This window comes from Stenotrophomonas sp. 86428_Sma (assembly GCF_056481585.1).
The window spans coordinates 4,729,990-4,745,939 of record NZ_CM151156.1; the positions used below are offsets into that span (position 1 = coordinate 4,729,990).

Consider the following 15,950-nt stretch of genomic DNA (forward strand, 5'->3'; position numbering starts at 1 on the left):
TGAGCCGAGCAGGAACGATGTCGGCCGTCCTGACCGGCACCCCTCTTACGGCTTGATGAAGCGCAGGGTCATGCGGTCGCTTTCGCCGATCGCCTGGTATTTCGCATCATCAGCCTTGTCGTGCTGGTTGGTCGGCGGCAGCGTCCACACGCCGTTCGGGTGGTCCTTGGTGTCCCGCGGGTTGGCATTGACCTCGCTGCGCGCGTCCAGCTTGAAGCCGGCGGCCTCGGCCATCGCGATCACCTGCTGCTGGCCGACATAGCCGGTGTCATCGTCGTCGGCCACGTCGGCCTTGGCGCGGTGCTCAATCACACCCAGCACACCGCCCGGCTTGAGCACGTTGAAGAAGCCCTGGAACATGCCCTGCGCCTGGCCGGCCTTGCGCCAGTTGTGCACGTTGCGGAAGGTCAGCACCACGTCGGCTGAACTGGCCGGGCCGAACACCGGCTTGGCCGGATCGTAGGCGACCACGGCGGTCTTGCCGAACTGTGCCGGCGCACCGGCGTACTTCTTTTCCAGGCTGTCGCGGCTGCGCTGCTGGTAGTCACGGCCGCGGCCCTCGGGCACCGCCATCGGGTCGACCACGGCGGCAACATAGTGGCCCTTGTCCTGCAGCAGCGGCGCCAGGATCTCCGAGTACCAGCCGTTGCCGGGGGTGATCTCGATGACGGTCTTTTCCGGCGTCACCTTGAAGAACGACAGCGTCTGCGCCGGATGACGGAAGCCATCGCGCTTGACGTTGTTGGCATCACGGGTCGACGCCTTCACCGCCGCATCGATGGCCGGTGACACCTGGATCTTCGCCGGTGCCACCGTGGCCGGTGCGGCGAACGCGGGAACAGCGGCAAGCAGGGCCGAAGCAAGCAGCAGGCGGCAACCACGCAGGGACGAAGCAGGCATCATCGGAGCGACTCCAGCGGAAGATGCGGCGAGACTAGCAGCCGCAGCGTCCCAGGTGTTCACAAAACGTTAGCTGCGTGCGCATCGCGGAACACTGTTTTGTGGTCACCGCCGCAGCACGGTCACACAACGCGTTTTATTCTGGAGCACTTCCCCCAAGGAGTCCGTGCCCATGACGGCAACCCGCGAACTGGGCCGTTCCGGCCTGCATGTACGTCCGCTCGCCTTCGGTGGCAACGTGTTCGGCTGGAGCGCCGATGAGAAGGCCAGCTTCGCCCTGCTCGATGCCTTCGTCGATGCCGGCTTCAACCTGGTCGACACCGCCGATGTGTATTCGGCCTGGGTGCCGGGCAATGCCGGCGGCGAATCGGAAACGCTGATCGGCAAGTGGTTTGCCCGCAGCGGCAAGCGCGACAAGGTGGTGCTGGCGACCAAGGTGGCCAAGTGGGCCGAGCGCCCCGGCCTGACCCCGGACAACATCAACGCCGCGGTGGAAGATTCGCTGCGCCGCCTGCAGACCGACGTGATCGATCTGTACCAGGCCCACGAGGATGACGAGTCAACGCCGCTGGAAGCGACCCTGGCCGCATTCGGCCGGCTGATCGAAGCCGGCAAGGTGCGTGCGATCGGTGCGTCCAACTACAGCGCCACGCGCCTGGCCGATGCGCTGAAGGTATCCACCGACTACAAGCTGCCGCGTTACGAAACCCTGCAGCCCGAGTACAACCTGTACGACCGCGCCGGCTACGAGAAGGAGCTGGAACCGCTGGTGCAGCGCGAACAGATCGGCGTGATCGGCTACTACGCCCTGGCCAGCGGCTTCCTCAGCGGCAAGTACCGCACGTCGGCCGATGCGGCCAAGAGCCCGGCACGTGGCGAGAACGTGGTGAAGCGCTATCTGAATCCGCGTGGCCTGCGCATCCTGCAGGCGCTGGATGACGTGGCCAGCAAGCACAGCGCCAGTGCCGCGCAGATCGCACTGGCGTGGCAGATCGCACGGCCGTCGATCACCGCGCCGATCGTCAGCGCCACCAGCGTCGAGCAGCTGCACGATCTGCTGGCCGCAGCCAACGTGTCGCTGAGCGTGCAGGATGTCGCGCAGCTGGATGCCGCCAGCACGGAAGCTTGAGACCCGGTAGTGCCGGCCGCTGGCCGGCATTGCACAGTCCGGTAGTGCCGGCCGCTGGCCGGCATTGCGCGGTAAAAGAAGAAAATAATTGAACAAAATGGTTGCGCGCGAGTAAATCGTGGTTTATCGTGCGCACCTCGTTTCAACAACCACTGGAAACTTCCCTTGAACGCGCATTCCGTCGCCATCGCCAAACTGCTGCCATGCCTGCGCATGGACGTGCTGGCGCGCGTGTTCGGCAAGGAAGTCCAGCTGACAACGGCCTGATACCCGCCCTGCGGAGATCGGCCACCCCGATCTCCGAGGCTTGACGACGCCCTCGGAACGCAAGTCCCGGGGGCGTTTTCGTTTGCGTCGGCACAAGGACCCGCGATGCCAGAACTGCACCCCGCGCGGCAACCCGCCGCTCACTGACACAGGTTTTTTCCGCTCCGCCGAAGGATTTACTTCGCGCGAGTGGCGACGCCTGGACATTATCTGCATCGCATCAAAACATTATCGCTCGCGATAATGTCGATGGCCTGCACCCTCGATTCTCCAACGGTCCCGTTTCCACCACGGGCTGGTGCGCGCGGCGTTGCCGTGGCGTATGCCGGAGGTCTCGAACATGCCATCGCCTGGATCGCCTGCTGGAAGCAGGCGCCGGTTCGCCGGTACGCGGTTCGATTCCGCGCGGTCCCCAACTGGATAGCTCAGCTTGGTCAGAGCAACGGATCCTTAATCCGTCTGTCGTGGGTTCGATTCCCACTCCAAACCACATGACCTGTCACGTCATGACTTGAAGCAACACCCGGGGCGCAAGCCCCAGCGGCCATCGTCGCCGTCCACGGACAACGCCTTCGGGCAGGAACGTGGAAGGCAACGGACCGCACGCCGGGCCCCGGCCCGCCGCCACTGCCAGCCACGTTCCGCACCGGTGCTGCCTGCCGGGAACGACGACGGCAGCAGTGCCGGTGCACCGAAGGCTCCGCGCGTGGACCGTCCGCCGATGGCCGCCCTCTTCCGCTGCCTGCACGTCGTGTGCAGGCGGCCTCGCCACGACCTGATCGGCCCGGGTCATGGCGATTCATCCGCAACGGGTCGAACCACCAGAGCCATACAAGGAGAGACTCCCATGTTCTGGACCATCAAGGTCGTGATCGGCGACGGCGAGCGCGGCCTGGTGTATCGCAACCGTCGTTTCCAGCAGATCCTGCTGCCGGGCGTGCACCGCCTGTCGCCGTTCGGCGGCCGCCCGCACGTGGACATCCACACCGCATCGAAGGGCGCGGCCTATACCGGCAGCGACCAGGACAGCCTGATCGAAGCGCTGGGCACCGAGCTGGACACGCACTTCGTGCTGGCCAACGTCGGCGCCAGCGAGGTCGGTCTGTTGCTGCGCAACGGCCGCATCGATGAAGTGCTGCCGCCGGGCAGCCGCCGTCTGTACTGGCGGGGTTCGGTCGACACCCAGGTGCGCGTGATGGCGCTGGGTGACGAGCCGCGCATTCCGGCGGACGTGCAGCAGCGCCTGGGCCAGTTGGGCGTGCTGCCGCGTGTGGCAGTGATCAGCACCGTGCCGAGCGAGTCGGTCGGCCTGCTGTTCATCGATGGCACGCTGCGACAGACGCTGGACGCCGGCCTGCACGCGTTCTGGAACTTCAATGGCAACGTATCGGTGGAGCGTGTGGAGCTGCGTGCACGTTCGCTGGACGTGTCCGGCCAGGAACTGCTCAGCCGCGACAAGGTGACCCTGCGGGTGAACCTGGCCGCGACCGTGCAGGTGGTCGACCCGGTGCGTGCACACCGTACGCTCAGCAATGCCGACGAGTTCGTCTACCGGCAGCTGCAGTTCGGCCTGCGCCAGGCGATTGCCGCGCGCAGCCTGGACGAGCTGCTGGGCGACAAGGCGGCACTGGACGGCGAGATCGCCGCGCATGTGCAGGCGGCGATCGAGGGCCACGGCGTGCGCTTGCTCGGCGTGGGCATCAAGGACGTGATCCTGCCGGGTGAGATGAAGGAGATCCTCAACGGTGTGGTGCTGGCCGAGAAGCAGGCCCAGGCCAGCGTGATCCGCCGTCGCGAAGAGGCCAACGCCACGCGTTCGCAGCTCAACACCGCAAAGCTGATCGAGGACAACCCGGTGCTGATGCGCTTGAAGGAGCTGGAGGCACTGGAGAAGGTCACCGAGAAGATCGACAAGCTCACCGTGTTCGGCGGCCTGGATGGCGTGCTGAAGCAGCTGGTGACGATCAGGTAGGGGGTCGCGGCGGCGCAGGGACGCGCCGCCGGCCCATCAAGGACAAACACGAAGACATGGACACTCAACACAACTATCAATGGCTGCACGCCGAGGGCACCACGCCGATCAAGGGCTGGGTCAACGGTGTGCCGCTGGAAGCGCAGGCGCATGAGCAGCTGCGCAACATCGCCGCGATCCCGTTCGTCGGGCCGTGGGTGGCCGTGATGCCGGACGTGCACCTGGGCAAGGGCGCGACCGTGGGCTCGGTGATCCCGACCCGCGGTGCGATCATCCCGGCGGCGGTCGGCGTCGACATCGGCTGCGGCATGGCCGCCGTGCGCACCACGCTGCGTGCCAACGACCTGCCCGATGACCTGCGGCAGCTGCGCAACAGCATCGAGCGCAGCATCCCGGTCGGCAACGGACGCGGCGGCGAGCACCACCGCATGCCCGACAGCATCCACACGCGGCTGGTGCAGTCCGGGCTGGCCGCCGGCCTGGAGAACATCAAGGACAAGCACCGCAGAATCCGCACCGACAAGCTGGACCGCCAGCTGGGTACGCTGGGCGGCGGCAACCACTTCATCGAACTGTGCCTGGACGAGACGGACACGGTGTGGGTGATGCTGCACAGCGGATCGCGCGGCACCGGCAACCTGATCGGCACCTACTTCATCGAGAAGGCGCGCGAGGAACTGGCCCGGCGCGTGCTCGGCTTCCATCTGCCGGACAAGGACCTGGCGTTCTTCATGGAGGGCGAGCCGCTGTTCGATGACTACGTCGAGGCGGTGTCGTGGGCGCAGGACTATGCCCGGCAGAACCGCGAGGCAATGATGTCGCGGGTGCTGGCCGAGATGCGCCACCGGCTGCCGAAGTTCCAGCTGGCAACGATGGCGGTGAACTGCCATCACAACTACGTGCAGAAGGAGACGCACCACGGCCAGGAACTGCTGGTGACGCGCAAGGGCGCGGTCAGCGCGCGCGAGGGCGAGCTGGGCATCATTCCCGGCAGCATGGGCACGCGCAGCTACATCGTGCGTGGCAAGGGCAACGCGGACAGCTTCCACAGCTGTAGCCACGGTGCCGGCCGGGTAATGAGCCGTGGCGCTGCGCGGCAGCAGATCACGCTGGCCCAGCACCGCGAGGCCACCGCGCATGTGGAATGCCGCAAGGACAGCGGCGTGCTGGATGAGTCGCCGGCCGCGTACAAGTCGATCGACGATGTGATGGCCGCGCAGCTCGACCTGGTCGACGTGGTGCACACGCTGCGGCAGGTGCTGTGCGTGAAGGGATGATGGAACGGTGCCGGCCTCGGCCGGCACCTGCTCGACGGGCACGGGCGACTGGATGCCCGGGATCCGTAGCGTCGAGCTTGCTCGACTGCTCTTCCACGCCATGCGTGGATGAAACGGCGCCGACCAAGGTCGGCATCTACCAGAGCAGCACGTCGCGTCGGGGGTCAGCGCGGCACGCTGTCCTCGGCCACCAGCGCATGATGCACGCCGATCCCCGCACGCACGCCCTCGGCGGTGGCCAGGGTGATGTTGCCGACCGTGGTCGCATCGCCTGCGGCATACACGTTCGGCACCGAGGTCTGCTTCATCATGTCGACCTCGATCAGCACCCCCAGCGGGCTCTCGACCAATGTGCACCCCAGCTGCTGCACCAGCGGCGTGGCCATCGCCTGGGTAGCCGGCACGAACAACGCACGCTGTGCGATACGGCGGCCATCGGCCAGCTCCACTTCCAGCCAGGTAGGCTGGTCGCCCTGCACACCCAGCACGGGTGACGTCTCGATGTGCACGCCACGCTGCTGCATGGCGGCGCGTTCCTCATCGGTGATCTCCAGACCCATGCTGAAGAACGTGACATTGCCCCAATCGGCGAACAGCGGCGCCTTGCTGGCGGACATCGGATGGCCGCCGAGCAGGCCGATGGCACCACCACCGACTTCATAGCCGTGGCAGTAGGGGCAGTGCAGCACGGTGCTGCCCCAGCGCTCGGCCAGTCCGGGCAGTTCCGGCAGCTGGTCGGCGATGCCGCTGGCCAGCAGCAGCTTGCGCGCGGCCAGCACCTGGCCATCGGCGGTACGCACTTCCACACCTTCGGCGGTGGTGCGGGCGTGCTCCACTTCGGCATGCACCCAACGCACCGTGGGGTAGTCCAGCAGCTGCTGACGCGCGGTCTTCAGCAGCTCGGCGCCACTGATGCCATCCAGCCCCAGCACCCCGTGCGAATGACTGGCGAAGCGATTGCGCGGTGAACCGGCATCGATGACGGTGACCGGGCGACGGGCACGGGCCAGGATCAGGCCGGCGGCAATGCCGGCGTAGCTGCCGCCGACGATGAGCACATCAGGATTCATGGTGACCTTCCAGGGAACGGTGATGGGCAAGATGGCGGGCGAAGTCGGCGCCGAGCTGGTCCAGCGTGGTCGCCTGCAGGCGCTGCTCAAGCAGCCGCTGCGCCTCGCGCGCGCCTTCGAGCAGGGCGCTGTTGACCAGCTGCTGGATCGGGCAGCCACCGCCGGAATCGCGAGCGCCGACCTGGACCAGCGGCGGTGCTCCCACCGCCAGATAGATGTCATGCAGGGTGATCGCCGCGGCATCGCGTGCCAGCAGGCTGCCGCCGCCGTGACCACGGGTGCTGCGCACCAGGCCGGCCTTGTGCAGCTGTGCCAGCAGACGACGGATCACCACAGGATGGGTCGGCAGGCAGGACGCCAGCTGTTCGGACGTGCGCGGGGCGGCATGGCCGACCAGATGCGCCATCACGTGCAGGGCGTCGGAGAGGGGGTTCGCGGATTTCATGTAACAACATTAGTTACATTTAATTCCTCTGTCGAGGGTCTGCTTTCGTTCCATATGGACACATCTGTCCTATGAAACATCTCCTTCACATCACTAAACGAAACGCGAATGTGATCAACATCCCACTTCAGGGCGTGCGCAGCGGGTCGATACCGCAGTGCCCCTTCCCGAGAGTTCTTCCCCATGAATGCGTCTGTCCGTGCTCCGCGCCTGCAGTCCAAGCTGCTCGGCGCGGTTTCTGTTGGTCTGGCTGTGGTCCTGCTGTGCGCTCTGGCCGGCCTGGCCTCCGCCTGGTTGAAGTTGTCCACCGAGGTTCCACCCGAAGTCGCGCACAGCCGCGATGCCGAACGCCTGCAGCGCGAGTTCCGCGGCCAGGTGCAGGAATGGAAGAACGTGCTGCTGCGCGGCCACGACGACGCGTTGCGCCAACGCCACCTGGACGCCTTCGACAGCGAGGGTCGTCTGGTCGAGCAGCTGGCCAAGGGCCTGGTCAGCAGCCCGGATGCACGCACGCGCGAACTGGCGCAGGCCTTCATCGGCCTGCATGCGCAGCTGCAGCAGGACTATCACGCGGCGCTGCAGGCGTTCGCCGAGGCCAGCTACGATCCCGCCGCCGGCGACAACCTCGTGCGCGGCAAGGACCGCCCGGTGGCAACCGCGCTGGATGCGTTGAGTACGCACGCCACGCAGGTGGCCGAAGCGGCGGTAGCGGCCCGTTCGCAGCAGGCGCGGCAGACGCTGCTGCTGTGCGCGGCGCTGACCGTGCTGGCCGCCGTGCTGCTGCTGATGGGCCTGGGCTGGTGGCTGCGGCGTGCGGTGGTGCAGCCGGTGCTGGCGGTGGAAGCCGCTGCGCGTGCAGTGGCCGCCGGTGATCTGCAGCATGTGGTGCAGGTGCGCAGCCGCGATGAGATCGGTCGGCTCGCGCAGGCCATGCAGGCGGTGCAGTCCACACTGCGCGGCGTGCTCGATGCGCAGGCCACGATGGCACAGGCGCATGAAGCCGGCACCATCAGCCACCGCATGGATGCCAGTGCCTTCCCCGGCGCATTCGGCACGATGGTGGCCGATAGCAACGCGCTGGTCGATGCGCACATCCAGGTGAAGCTGCGCGCGATTGCGATCATGGGCCGTTACGCCATCGGTGACCTCAGCCAGGACATGGAACGCCTGCCCGGCGAGAAGGCAGTGATCACCGACGCACTGGATACCGCCAAGGTCAATCTCGGCATGATCAATGGCGAGATCCGCCGCCTGGCCGAAGCCGCTGCCATGGGTGACTTCGGCCAGCGTGGCGACAGCGCGCGCTTCGAGCATGACTTCCGCGCGATGGTCGACGGCTTGAACCGATTGATGCAGACGACCGAACTGAACCTCGGCGAGGTCTCCAGCATGCTGCGCGCGATTGCCGATGGCCGCCTCGGCGCGCGCATGCATGGCGATTTCCAGGGCGTGTTCGCGCGCATCGCCGGCGATGCCAACACCACCGCCGCGCAGCTGGCGACCATCGTCACCGACATCAAGCACGCCTCCGGCAACATCCACACTGCGGCTGCAGAGATCGCCGCCGGCAACAATGATCTGTCGCGCCGTACCGAGCAGCAGGCGGCCAATCTGGAAGAAACCGCCGCGTCGATGGAAGAACTGACCTCCACCGTGCGCCAGAACGCCGAGCATGCACGCCAGGCCAACCAGCTGGCGATCGGCGCGCACACGGTCGCCTCGCAGGGCGGCAGCGTGGTCGGCCAAGTGGTGGCGACGATGGGTGCGATCGAGACCTCGTCACGGCAGATCGACGAGATCATCAGCGTGATCGATGGCATCGCGTTCCAGACCAACATCCTGGCGCTGAACGCGGCAGTGGAAGCCGCGCGTGCCGGCGAGCAGGGCCGCGGCTTCGCGGTGGTCGCCAGTGAAGTACGCACGCTGGCGCAGCGCTCGGCGGCGGCCGCGAAGGAGATCAAGGCGTTGATCGAAGCCTCGGTTGAGCAGGTCGGCCACGGCGCGCAGCGCGTGCGCGAGGCCGGTGACACCATGGCCGAGATCGTGGCATCGGTGCAGCGCGTGACCGACATCATGGCCGAGATTTCAGCGGCCTCGCAGGAGCAGAGCGCGGGCATCGAACAGGTCAGCCAGACCGTGATCCAGATGGACGGCACCACCCAGCAGAACGCGGCGCTGGTGGAGGAAGCCAGTGCCGCCGCACGCAGCCTCGAACAACAGGCGAACCGGTTGATCGACGCGGTGGATGTGTTCGATCTGTCGACCACAACAGCGGCGAAGGACGCGTTGGCGCGTGCGGCCTGAGTGATCCGGTTGCCGGCCAGCGGCCGGCACTACCCGTGCGATGTGCCGGCCGCAGGCCGGCAGCGTCCACCGCCACTTGGGTAGCGCCCGACCGTTGGTCGGGCGACGGCAGGATCAGTGCGGACCAACGGTCCGCACCCACCAGAGCGGCCGCGCCCACCGGCGCGTGCGGTAGTGCCGGCCGCTGGCCGGCAACCTCCGCCCCAGCATGGGTAGCGCCCGACCATTGGTCGGGCGACGGCAGGATCAGTGCGGACCAACGGTCCGCACCCACCAGAGCGGCCGCGCCCACCCGCGCATGCGGTAGTGCCGGCCGCTGGCCGGCAACCTCAGCGCACGTAGTCGCTCTGCGCCATCGCGTCGGCCAGGTAATCCACGAACGAGCTGATCCGCGACGACACGGCGGTGTTGCGGTAGTACACCGCATGGATCGGCTGGTACACATCCAGCGTCTGCGCCGCCAGCACCTGCACCAGGGTGCCGGCGCTGCGGTCGCGATCGGTGACGAAGTCAGACAGGCAGGTGATGCCCACACCTTCCACCGCCAGCCGGCGCAGCGTCTCGCCACTGGATACGGCAATATCCGGGCGCACCAGCAGCAGCCCATCCGACTCTCCGGGCAGCGGCCAACGGTTGAGTGATTCCGGCTCGTTGAAGCTGACCAGCGTGTGCTGGCCCAGCGCGGCGACGCTGGCCGGTTCGCCGTGCCTGGCCAGGTAGTCCGGGCTGGCCACCAGCCGCAGCTGGCAGCGGCCCAGCAGCCGCGCATGCAGGGTGGAGTCGGCCAGCGGGCCGATCCGGATCGCCAGATCGGTGCGCCGTTCGAGCAGGTCGATGTAGCGGTCGGAACTGTTCAACTCCAGCTGTACTTCCGGGTAACGCGCGCGATAGCCGGCCACCAGCGGCGCAATCACGTGCAGCACGAACGGCATCGCCGCATCCACGCGCAGGCGCCCCGCCGGGCGCTCGCGGCGCGCCGCCATCTGTTCCTCGGCCGATTCCACCGCATCGATGATCGCGCGCGCATGGCGCAGGAACGCCTCACCCTCGGCAGTCAGGTGCAGGCGGCGGGTGGTGCGGGTCAGCAGGGTGATCCCCAGCTTGTCCTCCAGCCGCCCCAGCGCGCGGCTCACACCCGAGGGCGTCTGCCCCAGCTGCTCGGCGGCAGCACTGATCGAACCGCTGTCGATCACCGAAAGGAACGCCTGCATTTCATCGAGAGTGGTCTTCATGCCCTTATTATTGACTGCACGGCAATAGTGATTGGCGTGAAGACCGGTTTTTCAGCAAAGGTCGGCGGCGCAGACTGCGCAGCCTCTTCCTCCTGCTGGACCCTGTCATGATCCGTGGCATTCCCCTCGCCCTGCTGGCGTTGACCCTCGGTGCCTTTGCCATCGGCACCACCGAATTCGTCATCGTCGGCCTGATCCCGACCATCGCCGGCGACCTGCAGGTCAGCCTGCCCTCGGCCGGCCTGCTGGTCTCGCTGTACGCGCTGGGTGTGGCCATCGGTGCGCCGGTGCTGACTGCGCTGACCGGACGCGTACCGCGCAAGCAACTGCTGGTGGCGCTGATGGTGTTGTTCACGCTCGGCAATGTCGTCGCCTGGATGGCACCCGGCTATACCTCGCTGATCATCGCCCGCATCCTCACCGGCCTGGCGCACGGCGTGTTCTTCTCGATCGGCGCGATCATCGCCACCGCCGTGGTGCCGAAGGAGAAGGCGGCCAGCGCGATCGCCATCATGTTCACCGGCCTGACCGTGGCGCTGGTGACCGGCGTGCCGCTGGGCACCTTCATCGGCCAGCATCTGGGCTGGCGCGCGACCTTCCTGGCGGTGGCCGGCCTCGGCGTGGTCGCCCTGATCGGCGCGCTGCTGTTCGTACCGCGCAACCTGCCGCAGAGTGCGCCGGCCAGCCTCCGCCAGCAGCTGGCAGTGCTCGGCCAGCCACGCCTGCTGCTGGTCTATGCGATGACCGCGCTGGGCTACGGTGGCACCTTCCTGGCCTTCACCTACCTGGCGCCGATCCTGCAGGACGTCACCGGCCTTCCGGCCAACGCCGTGAGCCTGGTGCTGCTGGTGTACGGCGTGTCGGTGGCGATCGGCAACCTGTGGGGCGGGCGCATGGCCGACCGCTTGGGCCCGGTGCCCGCGCTGAAGCGCATCTTCGGACTGCTGGCATTGGTGCTGTTCGTGCTCACGTTCACTGCCTACAACACCTGGTTGATGCTGCTGACGGTGCTGGCGCTGGGTGCGGTGGCATTCGGCAACGTGCCCGGCCTGCAGGTCTACGTGGTCAAGCAGGCGCAGCGCTATGCACCGCAGGCCACCGACGTGGCATCGGGCCTGAACATTGCCGCGTTCAACGTCGGCATCGCCATGGGCGCCTCGCTGGGCGGTCTGGTGGTGGAGCACATCGGCCTGATGCATACGCCCTGGCTGGGCGCGCTGGTGGTCGTACTGGCCTACGCGCTGACCGTGCTCAGTGGCCGCCTCGACCGCCGCGATGGCGTCGACCACCGCGCCGACGGCATTGCCGCCACCGCGCATTGATCCATGCAATGCACCGTTGCCGGCATGCATACGGTGCCTGTCCTAACCTCTTCCCTCTGCTACTCCCTTCCCCCCGTTGGAGCTTCCCATGACTGTCCCCGCTTTCGGTCTCGGCACCTTCCGCCTCAAAGACCAGACCGTGATCGACTCGGTGCGCAACGCACTGGAGGTCGGCTACCGCGCCATCGATACCGCGCAGATCTACGGCAATGAAGCCGAAGTCGGCCAGGCCATCGCCGAGTCGGGCGTGCCGCGTGATGATCTGTACCTGACCACCAAGGTGTGGATCACCGAGTTCAAGCGCGATGCGCTGCTGGCCAGCCTGCGTACCAGCCTCGAGAAGCTGCGCACCGACCGCGTCGACCTGGCGCTGATCCACTGGCCGTCACCGAATGACAAGGTCGATGTGCCGATGGAGGAATACCTGCCGGCACTGGCCGAAGCCAAGGCGCAGGGGCTGACCCGCGAGATCGGCATCTCCAACTTCACCATCGCGCAGACCCGCAAGGCGATCGAGATCCTCGGCGCCGAAGCCATCGCCACCAACCAGATCGAGATCCACCCGTACCTGCAGAACCGCCTGCTGGTGAAGTTCCTGCAGGACAACGGCATCCACATCACCGCCTACATGAGCCTGGCCTATGGCGAAGTGCTGAAGGACCCGGTGATCCAGGCCATTGCCGGCCGTCACCAGGCTACGCCGGCGCAGGTTGCGCTGGCGTGGGCGCTGCAGCAGGGCTTCTCGGTCATTCCGTCGTCGACCAAGCGCGAAAACCTGGCAGCCAACCTCGAAGCAGCGGCCGTACGCCTGACCGACGAAGACATGGCGCAGATCGCCAAGCTGGATCGCGGCCATCGCCTCGCGAATCCGGAAGGGATTGCCCCGGCCTGGGATTGAGGCATTGTTGTAGAGCCGAGCCCACGCTCGGCTCCGGGCCGTCTGCAGCCGAGCATGGCTCGGCTCTACAGGTAGATGCCGACCTTGGTCGGCACTGGCCTCTGGTCAGTCGATGACACATCGTGCCGACCAAGGTCGGCACCTACCAAAGGCAGCGCTATCCCTCGCCTTGCAGCAACCACCCACGCATGGCCGCACTGACCTCGTCCGGCTTTTCCATCGGTGCCAGGTGCCCGCAATCGGGCACCACCACCAGCTGCGAGTGCGGCACCAGGGCGTGCATCTCCTCGCTTACCGCCAGCGGCGTGATGCGGTCGTTCGCACCGCAGACGATCAGCAGCGGATCGCGGTAGCCGGCCAGCACGTCATGGCCGTCGCGGCGCTCCAGCGCGCTCTGGCGCAGGAACACTTCGGCGCCCAACCGCGCGGTCATGTCGCGCACACGCTGCACCAGCACGTAGTCATCCAGCCGAGAAGCATCGATGTAGCTGCGCATCAGCACGTCACCGAAGCCGTGGAATTTTCCCGGAAGACGCACGCTGGCACGTTGGCTGCGGCGCTGCTCGGCACGTTCCGGCGAATCGGCATGGATCGAGGTATCGATCAGCGCCAGCTGCAGCACACGTTCCGGCGCGATGCGCAGGATCTGCTGGGCGACGAAACCGCCCAGCGAGAAACCGGCCAGCGCAAAGCGCTCCGGCGCCTGCGCCAGCACGTCCTCGGCTACGCCCTGCAGGGTTTCACCGCGGGTCTGGTCGCCCACCGTGCAATCGGCGATGTCGGCCAGGTCAGCCAACTGTGAGCGCCACAGCTCGGCATCGTTGAGTAGGCCGGGCAGCAGCAACAGGGGGATACGGTCGGTCATGGGGCTATTGTCGCGCCATCACGGTGACGGAGCCATGCCAGCGACCGCGCAGAGCGCGGGGACGTGCCCCGGATGAGCCAGGCACGCCGGACCGGCGCCCGCTTCTGGATACCCTGTGGGACGCCAGTCAGACCGATGCCGCGCCTGCTTCCTCGGCATCGGAAGCAGGCGCCGTCGACGCCTCACGCTGTGGCCGCACCTCCTGGACGATCCGCCCCTGCTCCATTATCAGGACACGGTCGGCGCTGCTTATGGTCTCCGGCCTATGGGCCACGATCACCTTGGTCAGCTTCATACGTTGCACGGCTTCGTTGACCAAGCGCTCGCGCATGACATCAAGATGGCTGGTGGCCTCATCCAGAAACAGAATCCGAGGCCGGCGGTAGAGGGCACGGGCCAGAATCACGCGCTGTTTCTGACCGCCTGAAAGCGAGTTGCCCATGTCTCCGATAAGACCGTGATAGCCCATCGGCAGCCCCGCGATATCGTCGTGCACGGCTGCCATCCGAGCAGCTTCCTCGATGCGCTGTTCATCGAAGCCGCTATCGAAGCCGCTGATGTTGTCGGCAATGCTTCCGGCAAACAACTGGTCATCCTGCATCACCGCTCCGATCATGGAGCGGATGCCACGTGGACCGTGCTTCTGGATATCTACCCCGCCGATGCTTACGCTTCCTTCGCTGGGCTTGAGCAATCCGAGCAGCAGTTTAATCAGGGTCGACTTGCCGCAACCCGATGCGCCCACGATGGCCACTGCTTCACCCTGTTCCACGCGGAAGGAACAGTTGCGGACGATCCAGGGCTCACCTTCGGCGTAACGGAAGGAGAGATTCTCGACCTCGATGGAGGACGAAATTGGTACCACTGTCTCGATTTGATCGAGATCCTGGTCAGGTTCACTCAGAACGACATCCGCCAATCGCTCGCCATGCAGCCGAAGCATCCTGAACTCGACGGCCTTGTCGATCAGACCGGCCATTCGTAGTGCGAACTGGTCCTTGTACGCAAGATAGGCTACCAGCATGCCGACCGAGAACAGATTGTTCATGGTCAGCACCGCGCCAATCCAGATGACAGCAATCCTCTCGACTCCGAAGATCAGCTGACTGGTAACGGTGAAGCCGAGCGTCAGCTTCGAAAGCCTAACTTCCTCATTGACCGTGCCAACCATCAGGTTCTCGTAGGCTGCCCTCCGCATCGGCTCCTGGACGGCGATCTTGATGCTCTGCATGCCGCGGATCGACTCAAGCAGATGCGATTGCTGCTTTGCACTGGCAACGAGCTGGCGCTCGGTACGATTGCGAACTGGCGCGTACGCGGTGGCGCGGACCAAGGTGTACAGCACCACCGCCGCCAGCGTCACCAACGCCAGCTTCCAGCTGTAGAGAACCATGACTCCTAGCGTGACGATCGCCATCAGGCCATCGATGAGCGCTTCGACGAAACTGGTCGTTAACGTCTTCTGGATGGATTGCACCGACGAGACCCGAGAAATGATATCGCCCAGGTGTCGCTTCTCGAAGAAGTCCAACGGCAATCGCAGCAGATGCCCGATAACATTCCCCATCCATCTCAAGCCCAGAGTGGAGGAGAGATAAATGACAGACCAACCGCGCAACAGCCCGATGGCCACCTGCAACAGCATGGCAAGCCCGAAGCTTATCCCCAGTACCGTAAGCAGATCCCGATCTGCCGAAACCAGTGCCTGATCCACCACCCACTGGGTATAGAACGGCGCAAGGACCACGAAGATCTGGAGTGCGACCGAGAGAAGCAGGACCAACGCCAGTGAGGGCCACAGACCGTTGATCTGCCCCGTCAGCTGCCGTAGTGAGATCGGGGCCGGCCGGGCCTCCTTCTGGAACTCCGCAGTGGGAGTCAGCTCAAGCGCCACACCCGTGAAGTGCTCGGACACTTCCTCCAGTGCAAGCACCCGCTCACCGATGGCGGGGTCAAGAATCCTGAAACCGCTGCGGCCCACCTTTACCAGCACCACGTAGTGGTTCAGATTCCAATGCAGAATACAAGGCAGCTTGAGTTCGGAAAGGTGCTCCATCTCAAGCCGCAAGGGCCGCGAAGACAGTCCCAACTGCTGTGCAATGTGGATGAGCTGGCCCAGCTTGGCACCCTTGAGCGACAACGGATAGCGTCGGCGAATCTCGCTTAGGCCGATCTTCTTTCCATGAAAGTCGGCGATCATCGCGATCGACGCCAGTCCACACTCCGTTGTCTCCGACTGCAGTATCGCTTTCATTCCGATGACAAGCCC

General features: G+C 65.9%; 12 protein-coding genes and 1 tRNA gene. 7 read left to right on the forward strand and 6 right to left on the reverse strand.

Annotation, left to right across the window (positions count from 1 at the left end):
* Nucleotides 1-45 precede the first annotated feature (45 nt).
* On the reverse strand, nt 46-903 hold the full coding sequence (locus ACZK3J_RS21705; protein WP_049460609.1) for a class I SAM-dependent methyltransferase: 858 nt from the start codon (nt 901-903) through the stop codon (nt 46-48).
* Nucleotides 904-1,072: 169 nt separating this feature from the next.
* On the opposite strand from ACZK3J_RS21705, the gene ACZK3J_RS21710 reads away from it, so the two are divergent.
* The 4 genes from ACZK3J_RS21710 (at nt 1,073) to ACZK3J_RS21725 (ending at nt 5,545) form a co-directional block, all read left to right on the forward strand.
* Nucleotides 1,073-2,029: an aldo/keto reductase gene (locus ACZK3J_RS21710; RefSeq protein WP_049460611.1), complete on the forward strand. Its 957-nt coding sequence runs from the start codon at nt 1,073-1,075 to the stop codon at nt 2,027-2,029.
* Between the two features lie 683 nt (nt 2,030-2,712).
* Nucleotides 2,713-2,786 (forward strand) — tRNA-Lys (locus tag ACZK3J_RS21715).
* Between the two features lie 357 nt (nt 2,787-3,143).
* Nucleotides 3,144-4,268 (forward strand): slipin family protein, encoded by a 1,125-nt coding sequence (locus ACZK3J_RS21720; protein WP_049398660.1) that lies wholly within the window; start codon nt 3,144-3,146, stop codon nt 4,266-4,268.
* 56 nt (nt 4,269-4,324) lie between these two features.
* Nucleotides 4,325-5,545, forward strand: a complete 1,221-nt coding sequence (locus ACZK3J_RS21725; protein WP_049460613.1) for an RtcB family protein — start codon at nt 4,325-4,327, stop codon at nt 5,543-5,545.
* Between the two features lie 164 nt (nt 5,546-5,709).
* On the opposite strand, the gene ACZK3J_RS21730 is transcribed toward ACZK3J_RS21725, so the two are convergent.
* Both ACZK3J_RS21730 and ACZK3J_RS21735 read right to left on the reverse strand, forming a co-directional pair.
* Nucleotides 5,710-6,615, reverse strand: a complete 906-nt coding sequence (locus tag ACZK3J_RS21730; RefSeq protein WP_049398662.1) for an NAD(P)/FAD-dependent oxidoreductase — start codon at nt 6,613-6,615, stop codon at nt 5,710-5,712.
* A complete protein-coding gene (locus tag ACZK3J_RS21735) occupies nt 6,605-7,060 on the reverse strand; it encodes an Rrf2 family transcriptional regulator (RefSeq protein WP_033833804.1) in 456 nt (151 codons plus the stop codon). Before ACZK3J_RS21735 ends, ACZK3J_RS21730 begins: the two co-directional genes overlap by 11 nt.
* Nucleotides 7,061-7,243: 183 nt before the next feature.
* On the opposite strand from ACZK3J_RS21735, the gene ACZK3J_RS21740 reads away from it, so the two are divergent.
* A complete protein-coding gene (locus ACZK3J_RS21740) occupies nt 7,244-9,364 on the forward strand; it encodes a methyl-accepting chemotaxis protein (protein WP_478476235.1) in 2,121 nt (706 codons plus the stop codon).
* 329 nt (nt 9,365-9,693) lie between these two features.
* Here the strand turns inward: ACZK3J_RS21740 and ACZK3J_RS21745 are convergent, their stop codons facing one another.
* Entirely contained in the window at nt 9,694-10,596 is a 903-nt protein-coding gene (locus ACZK3J_RS21745; protein ID WP_049462124.1) for a LysR family transcriptional regulator, read from the reverse strand.
* Between the two features lie 107 nt (nt 10,597-10,703).
* Between ACZK3J_RS21745 and ACZK3J_RS21750 the strand changes: the two genes are divergently transcribed.
* Both ACZK3J_RS21750 and dkgB read left to right on the forward strand, forming a co-directional pair.
* The gene (locus ACZK3J_RS21750) at nt 10,704-11,918 is read left to right on the forward strand and encodes an MFS transporter (protein ID WP_049424175.1); all 1,215 of its coding nucleotides are present in this window, start codon (nt 10,704-10,706) and stop codon (nt 11,916-11,918) included.
* Between the two features lie 88 nt (nt 11,919-12,006).
* The gene (gene dkgB, locus ACZK3J_RS21755) at nt 12,007-12,816 is read left to right on the forward strand and encodes a 2,5-didehydrogluconate reductase DkgB (RefSeq protein ID WP_032129158.1); all 810 of its coding nucleotides are present in this window, start codon (nt 12,007-12,009) and stop codon (nt 12,814-12,816) included.
* Between the two features lie 157 nt (nt 12,817-12,973).
* Here the strand turns inward: dkgB and ACZK3J_RS21760 are convergent, their stop codons facing one another.
* Together ACZK3J_RS21760 and ACZK3J_RS21765 are read right to left on the reverse strand one after the other, a co-directional pair.
* A complete protein-coding gene (locus ACZK3J_RS21760) occupies nt 12,974-13,681 on the reverse strand; it encodes an alpha/beta fold hydrolase (RefSeq protein ID WP_049462125.1) in 708 nt (235 codons plus the stop codon).
* Nucleotides 13,682-13,808: 127 nt separating this feature from the next.
* Nucleotides 13,809-15,935, reverse strand: a complete 2,127-nt coding sequence (locus ACZK3J_RS21765; RefSeq protein WP_049462130.1) for a peptidase domain-containing ABC transporter — start codon at nt 15,933-15,935, stop codon at nt 13,809-13,811.
* Nucleotides 15,936-15,950: the final 15 nt, after the last annotated feature.